Source organism: Pseudarthrobacter cremeus (assembly GCF_051857465.1).
Taxonomy (GTDB): Bacteria; Actinomycetota; Actinomycetes; order Actinomycetales; family Micrococcaceae; genus Arthrobacter.
Genome location: NZ_JBPZHC010000008.1, coordinates 219,559 through 238,715, shown reverse-complemented (window position 1 = coordinate 238,715; position 19,157 = coordinate 219,559). Strand labels below are relative to the sequence as shown.

The window sequence follows — 19,157 nt, the reverse complement described above, 5'->3', positions numbered from 1 at the left end:
GACAAATGGCCACCGTGCTTTGCCGTGCTGGAGGATCGAGTCGATGGCAAGCGAGGCTGCCGAACACGTCGCTGCCGCGAATGCGTCGGCCACCCGTGCGGAACAGGCTTGCCGCCGTCGATCTACGTGGAACTAGAAAACTGACATCATGGACAAGGAGCGCACAACCCTTTCCGACTCTCCCGACGCGGTGCAGAACACCGATAGTGGACCTTTCGTCGCGGACTTAGGACACGGCCTGGGCGTCCTCCGCCATGTGCGTCAGCGAGGCACGGTACTGCTTTGGTACCATGGGCACATGGCTATGAATTTGCGTCTCCCCGAAAATCTGGATCGTCGTTTGGACCAGCTCGCGGCCGAGGAGCACACCTCGAAATCGGCGTTGCTGCTCCAGGGTGCAGAGCTGGTGCTGCAGCGTCACCGGCGCAGTCGCGAGATCGGCGAGGGTCTGGATTTCGTGATGAGCCACGACGCTGAGCTCTTGACGCGCCTTGAGGATGCGTGACCAAGTACCTCGAGATTGAGGACGCTTTGCAGGTAGTTGACCGGTACGGGTTCCATATCCGCGACATCGGTCTCCTGGCTTCGGCCTTGGCCCGTCCGGCAACAACGGTCATCGGTGTGGAAGCCTATCCGCAGTTAGCGACCAAGGCAGCGGCCTTAATGGAGTCGGTGGCGCGGTTCCATCCGCTGATCGACGGCAACAAACGAACAGCGTGGACGCTCATGGTCCTGATGCTCTGGATCAACGGCTACCAGCATGACTTCGGCACCGACGCGGCGTTCGATCTCGTCGTGGGAGTGGCCGCCGGCGACGTCTCGTTGGAGGACAGTGCGGGGATAATTGCCGCGCACCTCGTAAAACGATAGCCACGGAATTCAAGGGCCGAGTTAGTGATGCTTGGATCGCATAGGGATGGCCCGCGCCGCCGCGACAGCAGCGTCGGGTTGTGGTGCGAGCCGGATGGCCACGTCCATTCTTTTTGGTCTGGTCATGTGCATGACTGACGATTAGCCCATGAGATGGGTGAAGGAGGTGTCACCAGAGTGAAGTTCCTCAGAGTTGGGTGGGCCTCTCGGTCGAGTGCCGACGGCGGCACCCATAACCTAGGACGGGGCGGGCCCGTCCGTAGTCCCCGCTCTCGCCAGCGCAAAGAAGAGCCGCGTTCCCTGGTTGGGAAACGCGGCTCTTCTTTGGAGCGTGCAGAACGGCGAATTTGGAGTGTGGACATTGTCCACACTTTTGCCGTCGGACTGGGTCGTATAGGGGGCGGATCGGGTCGGATTCCGCGTGTTTCCGGGGAAGCCCAGTGGTTGCAAGGCCTGGAATGCAGTTCGAGTCCCACCTCGGGCACAGTGTTACCGCAGGTCAGAAGCATTTTGGGCTTCTGGTGTTGACAAATGTTGATGGTATTGAGTTTTAGTAGTATAAGCGGGCGGAAAGTTCGCTATTAGCAAACCCTCATGTCCACGCTCATGGCTTATCACGTCTTCCTCGGCGAACGATGACACCGAGTCAATAGGAGCCGGGGCAGTGCCCGACGATGGGTCAGGCAAACAGAGCATGCCTACAATCCCGCGGACCCCGGGTCAGCAGATTGAGGCCGGCCGGTCTGTTCTCTTATCGAATATAGGGGTGCACGAGTCACCCACACAGACCATGTCGTCAATCACGATGTTTATTGTCCCCGCAATTGGCGCGGTAGCTCTTACCATGGTGTTGACCAAGTGAAGGGGCACGATGCTCAAACAAGGCGCGAACTATCCGACGGCTGTTTGCTAGCAAGGATCGTGAAGGTGTTGCCGATGCAATCAACTGGTGCATTGACCATACTGAGTTCGGCGACACGATTTCCGTGTGGACGCATCTTAAGTCGAACCTCAGCAACGAGCCAATGCTGCAGGATCTGGTGAGGCGGCAGAGCAACGTAGTTCATATCACGGGCCGCGGGGGTGGGCGTCCGGCCGGACCTGGGCCAGTACTCATGGCCTGGCCAGACATGCAGGACATAGGGGAGCTAGTGCGTTACTCCCGCGGCATTCGTGCACTGTGCGTGATCAGCTGGAATGTTGACAACCTTCGTCCCTGGGTCTCTGCCTCAAATCCTGTTATCTTGGGGGATGCCTCTGCATGGGAGGGCCACCTCACTGCTGACATGAACCCCGTCGCCGAAGAGGCTATGAAGGGCCTCACGCGCACCATCAACCATAACAACACCATTTCCGCTGGCTTTGAAAAGGACCAGGTGGTCGGCGTCCTGTTGGCTCTGCATCGTGCCGGTATCCCGATAGATGCGGAGGCCATCGAGGGCTGGTCGATAGTTAACGGCTGGTCAGGCAACAACCCTTCGCGCCTGGCGAAGTACGTCAGGGACATTAACGACGGCAAACGTCCCCAAAGTAGGAGCACCATCCGTCCCGACTACCTCGACACTCTCAAGAAGAGGGCAGAGGATAACAGCACTCGCGACGAGTAACGCGGCACGCTGTGCATTTTTCTTGAAAGGCAGCCGCCACCATCGTTAGCTCCATGAAAACGGGCATAGTCCAGATCCGTTGCCACCGCCGCGAACCACGCCGCTACGCGGAAGTTTTCAAGAGAGGCAACGAATCCGGCTACGCGGAGGTTTTCTATGAGTCAACGCGCACTCGTGACAGGCGGGGATACCGGCGCAATGATTCATGCGCCGGAAAGACCCGGCACCTGGCGCGGTCGGGTCTCACCGTCGCCTCGCATCACAGCTGCGCTTCCGCCGCAGGCCATGTAGGGAGAGACCCATGAGAAAGATCCTGTTCGCGTTCTTCACCGCTTTCGCCCTGGTGTTCACCGTACCGTTGGCTGCCACTGCGGTGACAAACACCAGCAACACACAGAATTACAGCACCCTCGCTGCGCGGTGGTGGACCTGGGCCCTGACACAACCCACTTCCATGAATCCGCTCCTGGACACTACCGGCGCACTGTGCGCGAATCAGCAGAGCGGGAAGACCTGGTTTCTCGGCGGCCTGTTCGGCACCGGCGGCAGCGTCACCCGTAGCTGCACCATCCCAGCGAACACCAGCGTGTTTTTCCCCCTCGCGAACTATGTCGACTGCGAATATGCCACTGACAACGTTCCCGTGAAGACCGTTCGCTCCTTCTCGGCATTCGTCCAGGACGGGACAAGTAACCTCTCGGTGATCCTCGACGGACAGGTGCTGTCGCCGAGCCCGATTCAGTTCGAACGTTCTGACGTCTTCAGGCTCTCGCTTCCCGACGACAACGTCTTCGGTGTCCCGGCAGCTTTCCTTGACCCGTGCGCGGACTCCGGATACTACGCCCTGTTGAAAACCTGTCTCCCGGGTACCACGTCCTCCAGTTCAGCGGGACCCTTACCCAGCAAGACAACGCTCCCTCAACCATCACCGCAACCTATAACCTGACCATCGCAGAGTAACGTCGTCCAAGGAGCGGTCCGCCCATCATGGCGGACCGCCCAGGACCCCAGTGCTTTGAGTCAAGCCAAATCTGGCTACCTCACTTAGACGACGCCGTCTGTCCCGCGACGGCCCGCGCGCATTATAGCCCACGACGCGTGCGGCGTAGAGGCCGCGGGTCGACCCGCGATGAAGGCTTTTTCGAACTCATGGGTCGCTGTGCCACCGAACCGTCGGCGTCTCGTCGTCTGCAACGGGGGATTGGTGAGGGCCTGGCGGAAGCTCGCTGACGGGTTTGCCAGCTGAAGCCCGATGGCCGTGCCTATCTGTTCGAGGAGACGTCCGGCATCGGTCATGCAGGTTGCTATGTCTGGTTCGATTTCTTGCAGGGCGTAGATGAGGTTGAAGCCGGCCGCTCGAAATTGATCGGCGCTGAGCGTTGTCCGGCCGCAGACGGCGATCACCGGAATGCCGGCCCGCGCGGCAGCACGGGCCACGCCTACGGGGGTCTTCCCCAGCAGGCTTTGGTCGTCCAGGCTGCCCTCGCCGGTGATCACCAGATCCGCGCCCGCCACGCGCTGTTCCAGTTCGGTGAACTCGAGGACGACTTCGATGCCGGGGCGGCGCGCAGCGGCCAGGACGGCGATGGCTGCGTAGCCAACGCCTCCCGCTGATCCGGCCCCGGGCGCTTCCGCTGCTTTGATCGCCCGGTTGTTGGGACCTTCAGGACCGATTTCCCTGGCAAGGACTTCGACAAACCTGGAGAGGGCAGCGTCGAGCACCTCCACATCCTCCGGGCCGGCGCCCTTCTGCGGACCGAAGATCGCGGCGGCGCCCTGGGAGCCCAGCAGCGGATTGTCGACGTCGGACGCCAGCACAAAGCGTGTGTCCTTCAGTCGGGGTTCAAACCCGCTGAAGTCGATCCGGTCCAGGCGGGCCAAAGCGGCGCCGCCGGCCGGAAGTTCGTGGCCCCCGGCATCGAGGAACCGGGCGCCGAGGCCCTGCAGGACGCCGGCGCCGCCGTCGGTGCTGGCACTGCCGCCCACGCCCAGGATCACGCGGTTGCAGCCTGCGTCCAGGGCGGCGCGGATCAGCTGTCCGGTGCCCAGGCTGGTGGCGGTCAGTGCCGCCGTCGAACGTGGCCGCCCGTCAATCAAAGCGATAGCGGGGAGCAGGGCCAGGCCGGAGGCCGCTGCCATTTCGATGACCGCCTCATTGCCGCGGACGGCGAACTCTGCTGTCACCCGTTCGCCTGTTGGTCCGGCCACAACGGCGCTGCGGCGGGTGAAGCCGGAGCCGACGGCGGCGTGCAGGGTGCCTTCACCGCCGTCGGCTACTGGAATCCGAACCACTGCAAGGTTCCAGCCTGCTCCGCGCTGCAGCCCCTTTTCCAGGTGCCCGCAAACCTCCGGGGCGGAGAGCGATCCCTTGAACTTGTCCGGGGCGATGACGATCCGCATGATCAGCCCTGGAGCGCCAGGATAGCGGTGGGGGCATCGGAGGCTGTCTCGGCCAGTTCCTCGAACTCATTGATGGCGTTGATTTCCAGGCCCATGGAGATGTTGGTGACCTTCTCCAGGATCACTTCGACCACCACGGGCACCTGGAACTCGCCCATGAGTGCCTTGGCTTTGTCGAACGCGGCGCCTAGGTCGTTGGGGTCCTCCACGCGGATGGCCTTGCAGCCGAGTCCCTCGGCCACCTTGAGGTGGTCCACGCCGTACCCCGCTGCGGTCGTAGAGAGTTCAGTACTGTTGATGTTCTCGAATGCGAGGGACACGTTCTGCTCCATGCTGAAGCCGCGCTGGGACTGGCGGATCAGGCCCAGGTACGAGTTGTTCACCACTACGTGGATGTACGGAAGGTTGAACTGCGCGCCCACAGCCAGTTCCTCGATCATGAATTGGAAGTCGTAGTCGCCGGAGAGTGCCACCACGGTCTCCTTGGGCTTGCCGCGGACCACGCCGAGGGCTGCAGGCCCGGTCCAGCCCAGGGGTCCGGCCTGGCCGGCGTTGATCCACTTCCGCGGACCGAAGACGTGCAGCATCTGCGCGCCGGCGATCTGGGACAGGCCGATGGTGGACACGTAGATGGTGTCGCGCCCAAATGAACGGTTCATCTCCTGGTAGACACGCTGCGGTTTGATGGGGATGTTCTCGAACTGGGTCTTGCGATGCAGGGTGGCCTTGCGTTCGGCACACTCGGCGACCCACGCTGAGTAGTCCGGCAGGGACCCGGCCGCCTTGCGCCCGCGGGCGAGTTCGACCAGCCCTGCCAGCGCCGCACCGGCGTCGGACGCTATGCCCAGGTCCGGCGCGAAGACCCGGCCGATCTGGGTGGGCTCGATGTCGATGTGCACAAATTTGCGGCCGGCCGTGTAGGTGTCCAGGCCGCCGGTGTGGCGGTTGGCCCAGCGGTTGCCGATGCCGATCACGAAGTCGCTGCGCAGATAGGATTCGTTGCCGTACCGGTGGGAGGTTTGCAGACCCACCATCCCGGCCATGAGCGGGTGGTCGTCCGCTATGGTGCCCCAGCCCATCAGGGTGGGGATGACGGGAACGTTGAGGATTTCGGCCAGTTCCACCAGTTGTTCGGAGGCGCCGGAGTTGATGATGCCGCCGCCGGCCACAATCAGGGGGCGCACACCCGCGGTCAGCATGTCCAGTGCCTTGTCCAGCTGCTTGCGGCTGGCCCTGGGCTTCTCGACGGGCAGGGGCTCGTAGGTGTCGATGTCGAATTCGATCTCGGCCATCTGCACGTCAACGGGCAGGTCCAGCAGTACGGGCCCGGGCCGGCCGGAGCGCATCAGGTGGAACGCCTTCTGGAACGCGCCGGGGACCTGGCCGGGTTCAAGGACGGTCATGGCCATCTTGGTGACGGGCTTGGCGATGGACTCGATGTCCACTGCCTGGAAGTCTTCCTTGTGCAGCTTGGCCACGGGGGCCTGGCCGGTGATGCAGAGCAAAGGGATGGAATCGGCCCAGGCCGCGTAGAGCCCGGTGATCATGTCGGTGCCGGCTGGCCCGGAGGTGCCGATGCAGATGCCGATGTTGCCGTCCTTGGCCCGGGAGTACCCGTCGGCCATGTGGCTGGCGCCTTCGACGTGGCGGGCCAGGGTGTGGCGGATGCCGGCGTGGGTACGCATGGCGGAGTAAAAGGGGTTGATTGCCGCGCCTGGCAGGCCGAACGCCTCAGTGGCACCCTCCTTTGCCAGGATGGCAACCGCTGCATCAACGGTACGCATCTTGCTCATGGTGTGCTCCTCATCAAGTCTGTTCTTGGGTGGGGTGGAGGAGCCGGCGTCGTAACGTACGACGGCGGTGCTCCCGTAGCGCTTTGTTGTCCGGCTCGTGGCCGGGGTGCTTTGGCCCCTTACTTGCGGCCGCTGAGCTGGAGGACCTGCTTGAAGAGGCCGGAGTGGTCGAGGCCGCCGTCGCCCTGGTTGACGGTGGCGGCGACGAGCTGGGCGGCGAGGGCGCCGAGGGGGACGGCGACGTTGGCTTCGCGGGCGGCGGAGGTGACGATGCCGAGGTCCTTGTGGTGCAGGGCGAGGCGGAAGCCGGGGTCGTAGTTGCGGTCCAGCATCTTCTGGCCTTTCTGGTCCAGGACCTTGGAGCCGGCCAGGCCGCCGCCGAGGACTTTGAGGGCGGCGTCGGTGTCCACGCCGTAGGCCTCGAGGAAGGCGATGGCCTCTGCGAGGACCTCGATGTTGACGGCGACGATCAGTTGGTTGGCTGCCTTGACGGTCTGGCCGGAGCCCGAGGGGCCGACGTGAACGATGGTTTTTCCGACGGCGTTCAGGACGTCCTGTGCTGCCTCGAAGTCTGCCGCTTGGCCGCCGACCATGATGGAGAGTGCGGCGTCGATGGCGCCCTGTTCCCCGCCGGAGACCGGGGCGTCGAGCGGGCGGATGCCGGCTGCCGTGGCGTCCTCGGCCAGGCGCTTGGCCACATCCGGGCGGATGCTGGACGCATCGATCCATAAGGTGCCCTTCTTCGCGTTGGCGAAGACGCCGTCCGCGGCTCGGACTATGCCCTCGACGTCGGGGGAGTCCGGCACCATGGTGATGATGACGTCGGCATCCTTCACGGCGTCAGCGATGCTTGTGGCGCCCTTGCCGCCTTCGGAGACGAGCTTGTCGATCTTGTCCGGGCTGCGGTTGAAGCCGGTGACGGCGTGGCCGGCTTTGACGAGGTTGATGGCCATGGGCAGGCCCATGATTCCGAGTCCGATGACTGCGACGTTGCTCATGATGGTCCTCTTTCTGAAGTCTGTGTGGGCTGGCGGTCAGCGGGAAGCGTGCTGGTCGATGGCCCAGCTGAAGGCTGTTTCCTGCGGTTCCTTGTACTCGAGGCCGATGTAGCCTGTGTAGCCGAGTTCGCGGCTGCGGGCGATCCATTCGCCCAGCGGGAGCCTGCCGGTTCCGGGGGCACCGCGGCCGGGGTTGTCGGCGATCTGGATGTGGCCGAAGTCCTTGGCGTGGTTTTCGATGACGGATTCGACGTCGTCGCCGTTGACGGACAGGTGGTAGAAGTCCGCGAGGAGCTTGATGTTATCGACGCCGGATTCTTCCTTGACCCGGGCGATCACCTTGAGTGCGTCCTCCGCTGTGAGGAGCGGGTACCTGGATGCGCCGCTGACCGGTTCGAGGAGGACGGTGCCGCCGATGAGTGCGACGCCGGCTGCCGCCGTCGCGAGGTTTTCGGCGCCGATGGCGTCCTGCTTCGCGGCCGGTTCGTCGTCTACTCGGTTGCCGTAGAGGGCATTGAAGGCCCTGCAGCCCAGGCGCTCACCTATGCCGGCGACGACGTCGATGTTGTCCAGGAATTCGGTGGACCGCGCGGGCCAGGAAACCAGGCCGCGGTCACCGCCGGGCATGTTGCCCGCGTTGAAGTTCAGTCCGGTGAGCTGGATGCCGGCGTCCTGGATGGCGTGCTCGAACGCAGTGACCTGGGCATCGGAGGGTACGGAGGCTTCGAAAGGCCACCAGAACTCAACAGCGTCAAAGCCCGCTGCCTTGGCGGCGGCGGGGCGCTCGAGCAGCGGCAGCTCGGTTAGCAGGATGGAGCAATTCACGGTGTACGTCATTGTGGTTCCTTTGGCTAGCTTGGGGTGACTTCGCGGGTCCGGCGAATGGTCATGTTTCATCGAGATATTCCGCTAGGTGGAAAACAGTTATTGCTCTATGAAAATGCTAGAGCTGTTCGTGGGTCCCGTCAACCTCGAGAACGGCGAATTGCCAGCTGCGGCAGGTCATGTGCGCCGTCCGGGCTCTCGTAATCAGCCCGCCGCATGTTGCGGAGCGCGGCCGCGAAGTGTGACGCGCACACGTAAACGTGGATCGACAGCCCAAACCGGCGCCTCGACTGCATCCAGCTGTCATGTATCTTGGAGGCCTAGGGCAGTTCTTTTCACGATGCGGATAAGAGTTGTCGAAATTCGAGTCAACAGGAGACTGTACATGGCGGAAAAAGCCCCGGGCGGCGTTCAGTCGGTAGAGCGAGTCTTCGAACTCCTGGAACTGATCACGGACGCCGGCGGAGAGGTGACGCTCAGCGAACTCTCCTCCTCCACTGATCTGCCGCTGCCCACTATCCACCGTTTGCTCCGCACGCTGGTAACCCTGGGATACATCCGCCAGCTGCCCAACCGCCGGTACGCATTGGGGCCCAGGCTCATCCGGCTCGGCGAGGGCGCCAACAAGCAGCTGGGCGCCGTCGCCCGGCCGCAGCTGAAGATCCTGGTGGACAGGCTGGGTGAAACCTCGAACATGGCCGTGCTCGATTCGGACATGGTCATCTATGTCGCCCAAGTGCCGTCCCTGCATTCGATGCGGATGTTCACCGAGGTGGGCCGCCGGGCCCATACGCACGACACAGGCGTGGGCAAGGCGATCTTGGCCCAGCTTGACGACGAGGTGGTCCGAGGCATCGTGGCCCGCACCGGAATGCCCACGCCCACGGCCAAGAGCATTGGGGACATCGAGTCCCTGCTGGCGGATCTGGGCAGGATCCGGGAACGAGGCTATTCCATTGATGAGGAGGAACAGGAGCTCGGCGTTCGTTGCTTTGCCATGGCGGTACCGAACGCCCCGACCCCCAGTGCAATCTCCGTGTCGGGGCCGGTGTCCCGTGTGGACCAGTCCTTCGGTGAGCGAGCCGTCCCCATGCTGCGGGATGCAGCCAGGGCCATTTCGGACGAACTTAACCGCCGGTGACGGCTCCCGCCGTCGTCCTGAAACCGCACCTGCGATCAGCGCGAACCGACGGCTCCAACCCGCACACCTGGGGTTCCGTGTTTGTTCCTGCCAGCCCGGGGGTGCTGATCGAGGGCTCAAATGCCTGTGCTAATACCAAAAAAGGAGCCGCCTGGTGAATACCCGGAAGCTGGTTGAGCCAGTTGCAGTCGTGACAGGTGCAGGATCCGGCATCGGCCGGGCCGTGGCGCGGCTCATGTTGGACGGGGGCTACCGCCTGGTCCTCGCTGGCCGGCGGGAGGCGCAGCTGCTGGAAACCGCCGCAGGCCACGCGAATGCCATCACGGTTCCCTGTGACGTTACGGACCCGGACGACGTCGAGCGGCTTTTTGCCTCGGCGACCCGGCGCTGGGGCAGGGTCGATCTGCTGTTCAACAACGCCGGTGTGTTCGGCCCGGCCGCCTCGGTCGACGAGATCAGCCTGACCGACTGGGAAGGGACGATTGCCGTCAACCTGACCGGCTCGATGCTCTGCGCCGCGGCCGCCGTCCGCACCATGAAGGCGCAATCGCCGCAGGGCGGCAGGATCATCAACAACGGGTCCATCGCCGCACATTCGCCCCGGCCCCGGACCGTGGCCTACACAGTCACCAAACACGCCATGACCGGACTGACCAAGAGCATCGAGCTGGACGGGCGGGGTTTCGGCATCACCTGCGGGCAGATCGATATTGGCAACGCTGCCACGGAGCTCATGGAACAAATCGGCGTTGGTTCCGGGGCAATCCAGGGGGACGGGAGCCGCAAGGTCGAGCCGACCTTCCCTGTCGAGGACGCGGCCCGCGCGGTACTGCTGATGGCCGGGATGCCGGCAACTGCGAGCGTCGGATCCGTGGTGGTCACGGCGGCGGGGATGCCGTTTATAGGTCGCGGTTAGTACAGCGGTTGAGGCCCATATCGGCCACTTAGGGCATGGGCCTCAACTGCCACCTCGTGCAGGGATGTGTGTGTTCCGGTCGGTTGGCAGGAGTCTTTAGTCCACCTGTGCGGTCAGGCCAGCGGCCTCAATCGCTGACGAGGCCGCGGTCTCGTCGTTGTCGGAGCTGTCGCCGCTGATGCCGACCGCGCCCTGGATCGAGCCGTCTTTGTCGCGAACCAGCACACCGCCGGGCACCGGGATGAGTCGCCCACCCAGTGTGGCGGTCGCTGCTGCAATGAAGTAGGCCTGCTCTTCGGCGCGCTTCATGATGGCACGCGAGCCCATCCCGAGGGCCAACGCCCCGTACGCCTTGCCCTGCGCGATCTCAAAGCGGTTATTCGAAGCGCCGTCCTGGCGCGCTACGGCGATGACGTGGCCGCCTGCGTCGAGCACGACGACGGTCAGCGGCTTGAAGCCGTGCTGCTGACCGGCCGCGAGGGCATCGGCAATGATGGACTGGGCAGATGCCAAATTCATGCTCATGATGCGTTCCTCGCCAGATTCTCGGTGTTCTTGTGAGTGGTACGGCGCCGGTGAAGGACCGGCTCCGTGTATCCGGATGGTTGCGCCGCTCCGTCGAGAACGAGTTCGCGGGCTGCGAGGAACGCCTCGGAATCGAATGCGGGGGACATGGGGCTGTAGTCAGGGTCAGAGGCGTTCTGCTCGTCGACGACCGCCGCCATTCGCCGCAGTGACGCTTCCACCTGTTCCCGGGTCACGATGCCGTGCAGCAGCCAGTTGGAGACGTGCTGTGAGCTGATCCGGCAGGTTGCGCGGTCCTCCATGAGTGCTGTGCCGTGAATGTCCGGCACCTTGGAGCACCCGACGCCGTCATTCACCCAGCGGACGATGTATCCAAGCGTGCTCTGGATGTTGTTGTCCAACTCGTTGCGCCGGGCATCGGCGGCCCAGTCAGCGGGGTCGCCGACGGGAATGGTGAGCAGCTGCCGCAGGGTGGAGCGGCGCTTCCCGGCGAGGTCGGCCTGCCGGGCGTCGACGTCGACCTCGTGATAGTGAATGGCGTGGAGGGTGGCGGCGGTCGGCGAGGGGACCCATGCGCAGTCGGCGCCTGCGAGGGGGTGCGCGACCTTCTGCTTGAGCATGTCTGCCATGTTGTCCGGGGCCGCCCACATGCCCTTTCCGATCTGGGCCCGCCCGCTGAAGCCGCACTCCAGTCCGATATCGACGTTGGCGTCCTCGTAGGCCTTGATCCAGCTGGAGTCACGCATGTCGGCTTTGCGGACCATCGGGCCCGCCAGCATCGAGGTGTGGATCTCGTCGCCGGTACGGTCCAGGAAGCCCGTGTTGATGAACGCCACGCGCTCCCGCGCCTCCCAGATGCATGCCTTCAGGTTGGCCGAAGTGCGGCGCTCCTCGTCCATGATCCCGATTTTCAGCGTGAGCGGTTCCAGACCCAGCACAGACTCGGTGCCGGCAAGCAGGGCGCAGGCCACGGCCACCTCACCGGGTCCGTGCATCTTTGGCTTCACGATGTACGCGGACCCGGCCTTCGAGTTGTGGCCGGCGTGCGGCCCGCGCAGGTCATGCACCGAGCCAAGGCCTGTGAACAGGGCGTCAAGGATTTCCTCAGGCACCGAAGCCCCCGCAGGGTCCAGGACGGCATCGCTGGTCATCAGGTGGCCCACCTGACGGATGAGCAGCAGCGACCGGCCCCGCACAGTCAGCTCGGAACCGTCCGGGGCCGTGTAGACGCGGTCGGTGTTGAGCCGCCGTGTGTGGGTTCGTCCGCCCTTGGAGACTTCGGCAGTCAGCGTGCCCTGCATCAGCTGCAGCCAGTTGCGGTATCCCGCGACCTTGTCTTCGGCGTCGACCGCGGCCACGGAGTCCTCGAGGTCCATGATCGTCGTGGTCGCGGACTCCAGCACGATGTCCTTTATCCCTGCGGGGTCGTTAGAGCCGATGGGATGACTGCGGTCGATCTGGATCTCCACATGCAGTCCGCGGTGCACGAGCAGCACCGCGTCCGGCGCGTCCGCAGTCCCCCGGTAACCCGCAAGCTGTCCAGGCTCGGCCAGTGGCGTTGGACCGTCCGGGGTCTCGGCGACGAGGGCGCCGTCTGCGATCCGGTAGTGGGTGACGTCGGCGTGGGATCCGGCCGCCAGGTTTGAGTGCTCATCCAGGAACTGCCGTCCGAGTGTCACGACGGCGGTACCGCGGACCGGGTTGTAGCCGCCCGTGCGCTCCCGTCCCTCCGATTCATCGATGGCGTCGGTGCCATACAGCGCATCGTACAGCGAGCCCCAGCGGGCGTTGGCCGCGTTGGCAGCGAACCGTGCATTCAACAGCGGAACAACCAGCTGCGGACCTGAGATCGTCGCAATCTCGGGGTCAACGCGCTCGGTGGTTATGGTGAAGTCCCCGGGCTCCTGGATCAGGTAGCCGATCGAGCGGAGGAAGTCCTCGTAGGCATCAGGATCCACAGGCCCGGCGCCGCGTGAACGATGATACTCGTCGATCTGCTGTTGCATCCTGTCACGGATGCCAAGCAGCTCCCGCACCCTGGGCGAGAATTCCGCAACGAGTGCGGCGGCGCCAGCCCAGAATGCCTCCAGTTCGATCCCAGTCCCGGGCAGCGCCTCGTCCCGGACGAAGGCATAGAGCTCTTCGGCCACCCTGAGCCCGCTTGTCTGCACGTGGTTCCGCATACCGACACCCTCCATAGTTTTCGTATTGTGGAAAAAAATTATCAATAATTAAACTAATCGGTGTTGCGTCACCTGTCAATGCGGCGAGCGGTCGCGGAAAGACCTAGGCCGGGTCGGAAATCGGCTGTTGACTGTGACGTGAATCGCACATAGTGTCTGTCCGCAGAACAAAATATTTATTTCACGATGCGGAATCAATCGCTTTTAGTGGATTCCGGACGTACGGGCCACCGCCGATCCCAGGTTTGCTCAAGGAAAACGAAGGAGTTTTTGTGAGTCCAAGGTTTGAGCCGTTTCAGCAGGTCATCGATCCGATAGCGGGTTCGCTCGCCGTTTCCGCCATGGTCGCCGCACTGCCGCTGTTGCTGCTATTTGTCCTGCTCGGAGTCTTCCGGGTCAAGGCGCCCAAGGCGGCGATCGCGAGCCTGCTGCTGTCCATCGTGCTCGCCGTTGTGGGCTGGCGCATGCCGTTTGGCCAGGTGCTGAGCGCCGCCGGCCAGGGTGCCTTCTATGCCATTTTTCCCATCCTGTGGATCCTCATCAACGCGCTGTGGATTTACAAGCTCACGGTGGACACGCCCTGGTTCGAGGTATTGGGCCGGACCATCCGCTCCATCTCCAATGACCTGCGCATTCTGGCGATCCTGATCGCGTTCTGTTTCGGTGCGCTGTTGGAGGCCCTGGCGGGCTTCGGCGCGCCGGTGGCAATTTCGGGCGCGATGCTCATGGCTGCCGGCATGAGACCACTGAAGTCAGCTATCGTGGCGCTGCTGGCCAATACCGCCCCCGTGGCTTTCGGAGCGATGGCCGCGCCGATCATTGCCCTGAACGGTGTCACCGGCATCCCCCTTCACGACCTCAGCTCCATGGCCGGCCGCCAGACGCCCTTCGTCGCCGTCATCGTCCCCCTAATCCTTGTCTTCATCGTCGATGGCAAGCGCGGCGTCCGGCAAACCTGGCCGGTGGCCCTGGTATCGGGTATCGTCTTCGGCTTGGCGCAGTTCATTGCCTCGAACTTCCTGGTTGTTGAGCTCACGGACGTCGTCGCCGCCATTGCCACCGTGGCGGTGGTTCTGGTCATGCTGAAGTTCTGGCAGCCGGCCCAGATCGTCGGAATGCACGACCTCGCGGACAGCGAGACCGCCGACGCCGAACTGACCAGCGTCGGTGCGAAGTCCAGTACCGGTTACGGAACGTCCTCCGGCCTGGGCGGCGTGAGCCGCAACGGTGCGCCCGCGCTGGCTGGCACATCCGGGGAGCGCAGTGACGCCACGGTAAGGCCCTCCAACGGCGAGGTGTGGATGGCGATTGCCCCCTATCTGATCATCATGGCCGTGTTCTCGATCGCCCAGTTGCCGGCCGTAAAGACCTGGCTCACGTCCGTAGGGTCAGTCACGTTCGAATGGCCAGGCCTGGATGCAGTGGATCCCGACGGGAAACCGGTCGCAGCTCACAAGTTCAAGCTCGACCACCTCAAGGCCACCGGCACGCTGCTGCTGATCTCGGGCATCATCACGATGGCGCTATACAAGCTGGCACCCCTGCGGGGTCTCCGGATTTACCGCGACACGCTGTTCCAGTTGCGTTGGACCATCGTCTCCGTCACCTCGGTGCTGGCTCTGGCCTTTGTCATGAACGTCTCGGGGCAGACGAACTCGTTGGGCATTGCCCTGGCGTCCGCCGGAGGGTTCTTCGCTTTCCTGTCCCCGCTGCTGGGCTGGATCGGCGTTGCGCTCACCGGCTCGGACACTTCGTCCAACTCGCTGTTCGGCCAGCTGCAGGTGACCGCCGCCCAGCAAACGGGCCTTTCGCCGACGCTGATGGCGGCGTCCAACTCCTCGGCGGGAGTCCTCGGAAAGATGCTGTCCCTGCAGAACCTGGCCGTGGCCGCGGCTGCGGTTGGGCTGGACGGGGCGGAGAGCGTCCTGTTCCGGAAGCTCATCGGCTGGAGCCTGGCACTGCTGGCATTCCTGACCATCCTTATTTTCCTGCAGTCCACCCCGGTGCTGGGCTGGATGGTTCCCTAAGGAACCGACACCGTCCCAACATCGTCCGGCGCGGCAGCCCAGCCTTCGGATACATGGCCGGGCCGCGCCGGAATGAGAAAACAAAAGAAACCGATAGAGAGTAGAGCTTGTGAGGACCAACGTGAGTGAGACTATTTCAGAGGCCGGGGCGACGCTGCTCGCCGCTGCCCGGCACGGTTCGACGGCGGAAGCTGCCCGCAGGAGCGTCAACACCGACCGGTCGGGCTTCACACCCGAAACTCTCCCGGACGGTGTTGTGTATGCGACCAGCATCGACGACGTCGTGGAGACCATGGTCCGCGCGACGGCGGGGAGGGTTCCGATCGTCGCCAGGGGTGCCGGCACCGGCCTGGCCGCAGGGTCGGCCGCCCAGGCAGGCGAGATCGTCCTTGACGTGTCCGGTATGAACCGCATCCTGCGTCTCGATCCGCTGGAGCAGATCATCGTCGTTGAGCCCGGCATCCTCAACGCAGAGGTCAACACCGCGGCCGGTGAGCATGGGCTCTTTTACGCCCCGGATCCCGCCAGCACCGCCATCTGCTCGATCGGCGGAAACATCGCCACCAACGCCGGCGGCATGCGGTGCGCCAAATACGGCGTCACGCGTGAGTCCGTCCTAGCGCTGAAGGTCGTCCTGCCGGACGGGCGGCTCCTAGTGACAGGCCGGGAAACGATCAAGGGCGTCACAGGGTATGACCTCAACGCACTGATGATTGGATCCGAAGGTACTCTCGGGGTAGTCGTTGAGGCCACTTTGCGGCTTCGGCCGCTCCCCGCTGCGACGGCAACCGTCGCTGCCTTCTTCCCCGATATCGTCACCGCCGCCCAGGCCGCATCTGCCATCATTGCTGCACGCGTAACCCCTTCCGTCCTGGAGCTGATGGACGGTGCGACACTTTCGGCAGTCGATGCCGCGCTCGGGACCGAATACCGAAGCCGCGGCGGTGCCTTCCTCCTCGCCCAGACTGACGGGTACGGGGCCTTCCTGGAACAGGAGGTGCTGATCCAAGCCATTGAACCCCTCGCGTCGTCCTATGAAAAAGCGACGGATCCGCAAACGACTTCTGAACTGTTGAGGGTGCGTCGTGAGGCCATTCCCTCCTTGGAACTGCTGGGCAATGTCTGCATAGGTGACGTCGGTGTTCCGCGTGGACGCCTCGCTGAAATGGTCTCTGGGATCGGGGAAATTTCGCAGCGCACCGGAGTGCGGATCTTTACGATTGCCCACGCGGCTGATGGCAACCTACACCCGATGATCGTCCTGGACGAGGGCCAGCCCTCCACGGAAGGACCGGCTAAAGCCGCACTGGGTCAGATGTTTCATTTAGCAAGGAGCCTCGGGGGAACACTTACCGGAGAGCATGGGGTTGGACTCCTCAAGAGGGACTGGCTGCGCGATGAATTGGGCAGCGAATCCCTGGAGCTGCAGCAGGCCATCAAAGCAGTATTTGACCCTCTCGGCATTCTTAACCCCGGCAAGGCAATCTAAGCGCTCAGGTCGGGACCGCGCTGCGACGGGTCAACACTTCCGGCATGGAGATATGTGGAGCTGGTTTTGGAATGGATCTGTCCGAGCGATTCCACCTCCGGGTGGGGGTACTGATAGGTCCACGACGCCCTCAAGTACCTGGACGCCGGCGACCCTGCCAGCGCCATCGGCCGGTACGAGGAGAACATCCGCCGCAAGGAGGCCACCGTCCGCGGCCGGCAGGAACTCGCAGCCTCATCACTGGAAGCCTAGTTCGCCTCCCTGGAGGACCTCGGAGAGCAAACCGAAAGGGAGGCACGGCTCGCCGCGCTCAAGTCCATCGACCGGAAGGCCATCGACCACTAGGACGCCGCCGCGCAAGCCCTGGACCTCGGCAGGCGTGGCCGTCCTGGGTTTCGGTCATCGGGCTATCGATCTGACGGGTCTTCCAGAAGCCGCCGTATGGTGAGAGCATGCCTCATGACCGAGAACGACCTCGAAGAACCCGTTGCTGATCCTCACCTCGTCGTGGAGCCGGTCATTCAACACCTTCAGCTGCCGGCGGGAATTATTGGGCCATTTGAACTGGACCTTGACGTGCGCTGCTTCCTTGTCAGAGGCCCAACCGGCCTGGTACTGGTCGATGCAGGGCCTGAAGGCAGTGCTCCCGAAATAGAACAGGCGTTGGGGCGGGTTGGTGCGAAATGGTCGGACGTCACTGACGTCGTTCTGACCCATTCACATGCAGACCACGTCGGCGGCTTAGACGAGGTGGCCTCGAAAGCCCAGCGAGCCACCTTCTGGGCCGGTGCACCAGATATTGGCGACATACTTTCGAGGGCACCGCTTCGCCCGCTTTCGGAGGGCGATCATGTTCGTGGCCTGCGTGTGTTGCAAACGCCAGGACACACGAAAGGCCACATCAGCCTGCTGCATGAAGAGGAACGCATTCTCTTCGTAGGTGACGCAATCGGGACTGCCACCGGAACCATGGCCCGGGCGCCGTCACAGTTCACCGCGGATGCGTCGAGAGCAGAAGTCTCACTGCGAAGACTCTCCGACCTGCAACCCGCCAGGATGCTTTTCTCACACGGACCCGAGGTCCCTGACCCGGTCGACCAGCTTCGTGAACTGCTTGCCACAGCCTCCGGGATTGAATTTGCTCGTCCACCTACGCCGTCTCCTTCCAACCCTGACCCTGAGGTGGAACTATGACGGCCCCGAGGGTTGAGGCGGCCATCGATGAACTCACGGACCTGGCCTGGAATCCTGTCTATGACCCGCTCACTGACGGTTCGACGTCGCAGCGTTCACCGGGATCCATTCCTGGGTGGAAGACCTCACCCGCTACACCGTGGTCCACTCACGGGCGGTGGCGGTCCTTTTCGTGGACACCCGGCCCGTGGACGCCATCGCCTTCCCCCACGACCTGCTGGGCGCCGATGACCCGAAGAGCTTCTTCCGCATCACTGGGTGAGGGACCGGCGCTCCGGTAGGGTGTGCCCGAAAACAGGGGGATGCCATGACGAAGTACGTCAATTACATCAACATGACCACGGCGCAGGCCGAGACCGCATTCCAGGAATATCTGAATGAGCGCGAGCCGGCACTGGAGCGGTTGCGGCAGTCGCTTGCGGCCGACGGACAGGACTCGGACTCTCTGCTGGACGGCACGGTCGAGAGTCTGGTCCCCCTCTGGCGCTGGATCCTGTCCCATCTCAGCCGCGGGGACGCCCCCGGTGCCACGGCTCCCGGTTCCGTTCCGCGGGACGGGTGGCCTTCGTGGGAGCGGAACCTCTACGAGGAGCAGAAGACCCTTTCCCTGGAATCGCTGTTCCTGTTGGACGGGCTCGTGTCCTACCTTGGGGCGGTGGTGCAGGAGCGGGCGCCGTCGGCGCAATGGATCATTGCCCGCCACCGTATCAAGCGATACCACCTCAACAACCATCCCGTCCTGGTCAGCGGCACGGGCGAGAACCACAACTTCCTGCCAGGACTGCCGATGGTACACGCCCACGGCAGCCTCACCGGTTTCCGCGAGTCCCCGGATGACACCATGGCCGACTACGCCCGCAGCCTCATCGAGGAACTGAACCGGGGCGAGAACCCGGCCGACGACGATATGGCTGAGGACGAGCCGATCGTTGAAGTTGAAGACCTGGGCGATGACGAGCTCCGCGGGCGGGAGCTTGAGATGTCATTGCGGGAGGACATCGCCAACGAGCACAACCGGGTGGTGGACCGCATGATCAAGGCCCTCAAGCTGGAGGACGGCATCGCCCGCGTCATCCGCGAAGACCGTGAAGTGCTCCTCGTCGCCACACCATTTTGGAGCACCACCCGAATGGAGCAGTGGGTAGCCGGTTACCTTAAGGAAAACGTCCGAGACTGAACCGTCAGTGTG

17 protein-coding genes and 1 pseudogene are annotated in these 19,157 nt (G+C 63.6%); 12 read left to right on the top strand and 6 right to left on the bottom strand.

Going from position 1 to position 19,157, the window contains the following annotated elements:
• Positions 1–148: 148 nt before the first annotated feature.
• From ACS5PJ_RS16035 to ACS5PJ_RS16020, 4 genes are all read left to right on the top strand, one after another.
• Positions 149–505, top strand: coding sequence for a ribbon-helix-helix protein, CopG family (locus tag ACS5PJ_RS16035; RefSeq protein ID WP_439435860.1), 357 nt, complete (start codon positions 149–151; stop codon positions 503–505).
• Positions 502–870 carry a type II toxin-antitoxin system death-on-curing family toxin gene (locus ACS5PJ_RS16030; RefSeq protein WP_439435859.1) on the top strand — a complete coding sequence of 123 codons (369 nt, stop codon included), beginning with the start codon at positions 502–504 and terminating at the stop codon, positions 868–870. The genes ACS5PJ_RS16035 and ACS5PJ_RS16030 overlap by 4 nt, the downstream gene beginning before the upstream one ends.
• A 1,244-nt stretch (positions 871–2,114) precedes the next feature.
• Positions 2,115–2,477, top strand: a complete 363-nt coding sequence (locus ACS5PJ_RS16025) for a DUF1889 family protein (protein ID WP_439435858.1) — start codon at positions 2,115–2,117, stop codon at positions 2,475–2,477.
• 301 nt (positions 2,478–2,778) lie between these two features.
• Positions 2,779–3,423, top strand: coding sequence for a hypothetical protein (locus ACS5PJ_RS16020; protein ID WP_439435857.1), 645 nt, complete (start codon positions 2,779–2,781; stop codon positions 3,421–3,423).
• A 98-nt stretch (positions 3,424–3,521) separates the two neighbouring features.
• On the opposite strand, the gene ACS5PJ_RS16015 is transcribed toward ACS5PJ_RS16020, so the two are convergent.
• The 4 genes from ACS5PJ_RS16015 to ACS5PJ_RS16000 form a co-directional block, all read right to left on the bottom strand.
• Complete coding sequence (locus ACS5PJ_RS16015) at positions 3,522–4,877, bottom strand: glycerate kinase (RefSeq protein WP_439435856.1); 1,356 nt, start codon at positions 4,875–4,877, stop codon at positions 3,522–3,524.
• A 2-nt stretch (positions 4,878–4,879) separates the two neighbouring features.
• The gene (gene gcl, locus ACS5PJ_RS16010; protein ID WP_439435855.1) at positions 4,880–6,670 is read right to left on the bottom strand and encodes a glyoxylate carboligase; all 1,791 of its coding nucleotides are present in this window, start codon (positions 6,668–6,670) and stop codon (positions 4,880–4,882) included.
• Positions 6,671–6,789: 119 nt separating this feature from the next.
• Entirely contained in the window at positions 6,790–7,668 is an 879-nt protein-coding gene (locus ACS5PJ_RS16005; RefSeq protein ID WP_439435854.1) for a 2-hydroxy-3-oxopropionate reductase, read from the bottom strand.
• A 36-nt stretch (positions 7,669–7,704) separates the two neighbouring features.
• Positions 7,705–8,505, bottom strand: a complete 801-nt coding sequence (locus ACS5PJ_RS16000) for a hydroxypyruvate isomerase family protein (protein WP_439435853.1) — start codon at positions 8,503–8,505, stop codon at positions 7,705–7,707.
• Positions 8,506–8,878: 373 nt separating this feature from the next.
• Here ACS5PJ_RS16000 and ACS5PJ_RS15995 point away from each other — a divergent pair, with 373 nt between their 5' ends.
• The gene (locus ACS5PJ_RS15995; RefSeq protein ID WP_439435852.1) at positions 8,879–9,634 is read left to right on the top strand and encodes an IclR family transcriptional regulator; all 756 of its coding nucleotides are present in this window, start codon (positions 8,879–8,881) and stop codon (positions 9,632–9,634) included.
• 154 nt (positions 9,635–9,788) lie between these two features.
• Complete coding sequence (locus tag ACS5PJ_RS15990; RefSeq protein WP_439435851.1) at positions 9,789–10,550, top strand: SDR family oxidoreductase; 762 nt, start codon at positions 9,789–9,791, stop codon at positions 10,548–10,550.
• A gap of 96 nt (positions 10,551–10,646) precedes the next feature.
• Here ACS5PJ_RS15990 and ACS5PJ_RS15985 read toward each other — a convergent pair whose 3' ends face one another.
• Complete coding sequence (locus ACS5PJ_RS15985; RefSeq protein WP_439435850.1) at positions 10,647–11,075, bottom strand: GlcG/HbpS family heme-binding protein; 429 nt, start codon at positions 11,073–11,075, stop codon at positions 10,647–10,649.
• Positions 11,072–13,258, bottom strand: coding sequence for a malate synthase G (locus ACS5PJ_RS15980; RefSeq protein WP_439435849.1), 2,187 nt, complete (start codon positions 13,256–13,258; stop codon positions 11,072–11,074). The genes ACS5PJ_RS15985 and ACS5PJ_RS15980 overlap by 4 nt, the downstream gene beginning before the upstream one ends.
• A 341-nt stretch (positions 13,259–13,599) precedes the next feature.
• Here ACS5PJ_RS15980 and ACS5PJ_RS15975 point away from each other — a divergent pair, with 341 nt between their 5' ends.
• From ACS5PJ_RS15975 to ACS5PJ_RS15950, 6 genes and pseudogenes are all read left to right on the top strand, one after another.
• Entirely contained in the window at positions 13,600–15,285 is a 1,686-nt protein-coding gene (locus ACS5PJ_RS15975) for an L-lactate permease (RefSeq protein ID WP_439435884.1), read from the top strand.
• 121 nt (positions 15,286–15,406) lie between these two features.
• Complete coding sequence (locus tag ACS5PJ_RS15970) at positions 15,407–16,774, top strand: FAD-binding oxidoreductase (protein WP_439435848.1); 1,368 nt, start codon at positions 15,407–15,409, stop codon at positions 16,772–16,774.
• A 117-nt stretch (positions 16,775–16,891) separates the two neighbouring features.
• Positions 16,892–17,119: pseudogene (locus ACS5PJ_RS15965) on the top strand (PspA/IM30 family protein); the annotation flags it as partial.
• Positions 17,120–17,233: 114 nt separating this feature from the next.
• Positions 17,234–17,968 (top strand): MBL fold metallo-hydrolase, encoded by a 735-nt coding sequence (locus ACS5PJ_RS15960; protein ID WP_439435847.1) that lies wholly within the window; start codon positions 17,234–17,236, stop codon positions 17,966–17,968.
• Positions 17,969–18,083: 115 nt separating this feature from the next.
• Entirely contained in the window at positions 18,084–18,230 is a 147-nt protein-coding gene (locus ACS5PJ_RS15955) for a hypothetical protein (RefSeq protein ID WP_439435846.1), read from the top strand.
• Between the two features lie 45 nt (positions 18,231–18,275).
• Positions 18,276–19,145 carry a hypothetical protein gene (locus tag ACS5PJ_RS15950; protein ID WP_439435845.1) on the top strand — a complete coding sequence of 290 codons (870 nt, stop codon included), beginning with the start codon at positions 18,276–18,278 and terminating at the stop codon, positions 19,143–19,145.
• The last annotated feature ends 12 nt before the right edge of the window (positions 19,146–19,157 follow it).